The 2,261-nt window shown below is 72.6% G+C and carries 1 protein-coding gene and 1 pseudogene; both read left to right on the forward strand.

What is annotated here, in order from left to right; translation table 11 throughout:
- Window positions 1-391: pseudogene (locus ACFXDJ_RS13365) on the forward strand (M1 family peptidase); the annotation flags it as partial.
- 203 nt (window positions 392-594) lie between these two features.
- The gene (hflX, locus tag ACFXDJ_RS13370; protein WP_384664097.1) at window positions 595-2,118 is read left to right on the forward strand and encodes a GTPase HflX; all 1,524 of its coding nucleotides are present in this window, start codon (window positions 595-597) and stop codon (window positions 2,116-2,118) included.
- Window positions 2,119-2,261 lie beyond the last annotated feature (143 nt).

The raw sequence follows: 2,261 nt of genomic DNA on the forward strand, positions 1-2,261 counted from the left end.
GGACGCCCTCGGCATGTACTCCCGGGAGGGGCGGAAGCGCGTGGCCACCCAGCGCACCCACCTGGGGCGGGCGGCCGGCGGCCCGCCGCCCGCGCCGAAGCCGGCCCCGCCGGGGGAGAAGATCGGGCTGTTCCGGCCGGCGGTCTACGACGGGGCCGCGCTGATCCTTTACGCGCTGCGGCAGGAGATCGGGGCCGAGGCCTTCGACCGGGTGGAGCGGCGCTGGGTGGGCGAGCACCGGGACGCGACCGCCGGTACGGGGGACTTCGTACGGCTGGCCTCGCAGGAGGCCGGCCGGGACCTGGGACCGTTCCTGGAGCCGTGGCTGTACGGGAAGACCACGCCGGCGATGCCGGGTCACCCGGAGTGGGGCGGCCCGAAAAGCGTGTGACGCGTACGGAAGGGGCATGCCACCATCGACGAGGCCGCGGCTGGGAGCCTCCGGGGAATCTCCGGGTGGGGAATCCCCACTGGGGAATCTCCGGGTGGTGTCACACGTTGGACATGACAGTGTTATGTCACGCGCGGGAGTAGCTTTGGCCTTGGCTCCGCTTCTGCTGTCGCGGACGCATTCGCAATCGACGTAAGGATCCAATGACCTCCTCTTCTTCCCCTTCCCAGGACGCGCGGGACGCACGGGACGACGCGCAGGGCGCGCCGGCCTCCGACTCGCAGAGCTTCACCGAGAGCCTTCGGGCCGACGCCCTGATGGAAGAGGACGTCGCCTGGAGCCACGAGGTCGACGGAGACCGGGACGGCGCGCAGTTCGAGCGCTCCGAGCGCGCGGCCCTGCGCCGCGTGGCCGGCCTCTCCACCGAACTCGAGGACGTCACCGAGGTCGAGTACCGCCAGCTCCGCCTGGAGCGGGTCGTACTCGTGGGCGTGTGGACCTCCGGCACGGTGCAGGACGCGGACAACTCCCTCGCGGAGCTCGCCGCCCTCGCCGAGACGGCGGGCGCGCTCGTACTCGACGGCGTGATCCAGCGCCGCGACAAGCCCGACCCGGCCACCTTCATCGGTTCCGGCAAGGCGCGCGAGCTGCGCGACATCGTCATGGAGAGCGGCGCCGACACCGTCGTCTGCGACGGCGAGCTCAGCCCCGGCCAGCTCATCGCCCTCGAAGACGTGGTCAAGGTGAAGGTGGTCGACCGGACCGCGCTCATCCTCGACATCTTCGCCCAGCACGCCAAGTCCCGAGAGGGCAAGGCACAGGTCGCGCTCGCGCAGATGCAGTACATGCTGCCGCGCCTGCGCGGCTGGGGTGCCTCGCTGTCCCGGCAGATGGGTGGCGGCGGCGGTGGCGGCATGGCCACCCGAGGCCCCGGTGAGACCAAGATCGAGACCGACCGGCGGCGGATTCGCGAGAAGATGGCGAAGATGCGCCGGGAGATCGCGGAGATGAAGACCGGCCGCGACATCAAGCGGCAGGAACGCCGCCGCAACAAGGTGCCCTCGGTCGCCATCGCCGGCTACACCAACGCCGGCAAGTCCTCGCTGCTCAACCGCCTCACGGGCGCGGGCGTACTGGTGGAGAACGCGCTGTTCGCCACCCTCGACCCGACCGTGCGCCGGGCCGAGACCCCGTCCGGCCGGATCTACACCCTGGCCGACACGGTCGGCTTCGTCCGGCACCTGCCCCACCACCTCGTCGAGGCGTTCCGCTCCACGATGGAGGAGGTCGGCGACTCCGACCTCATCCTGCACATCGTGGACGGCTCGCACCCGGCGCCGGAGGAGCAGCTGGCGGCGGTGCGCGAGGTCATCCGCGAGGTCGGCGCCGTGAAGGTGCCCGAGATCGTGGTGATCAACAAGGCGGACGCGGCCGACCCGCTGGTGCTCCAGCGGCTGCTGCGGATCGAGAAGCGCTCCATCGCCGTCTCGGCGCGCACCGGCCAGGGCATCGAGGAACTCCTCGCGCTCATCGACGCCGAGCTGCCGCGGCCGGCGATCGAGATCGAGGCCGTGGTCCCGTACACGCGGGGCTCGCTGGTCGCGCGGGCGCACGCCGAGGGCGAGGTGATCTCCGAGGAGCACATCGCGGAGGGCACCCTGCTCAAGGCGCGGGTGCACGCGGAACTGGCGGCGGAGTTCGCTCCGTACGTGCTCGCCAAGCACTGACGGGACCCCGGTCCCGAACGCCCCGTAGGACACTCGCAGGACATACGGCCGAGGGGGGGCCCCCCCCCCCCGGGGGGCGCCGGCCGGGGGGGGGGGGGGCGCCGCGGCGCGGGGGGGCCCGGGCGGGGCGCCGACCCCCCCCC

Origin of the sequence: Streptomyces sp. NPDC059443 (assembly GCF_042750105.1) — a bacterium.
Lineage (GTDB): Bacteria > Actinomycetota > Actinomycetes > Streptomycetales > Streptomycetaceae > Streptomyces.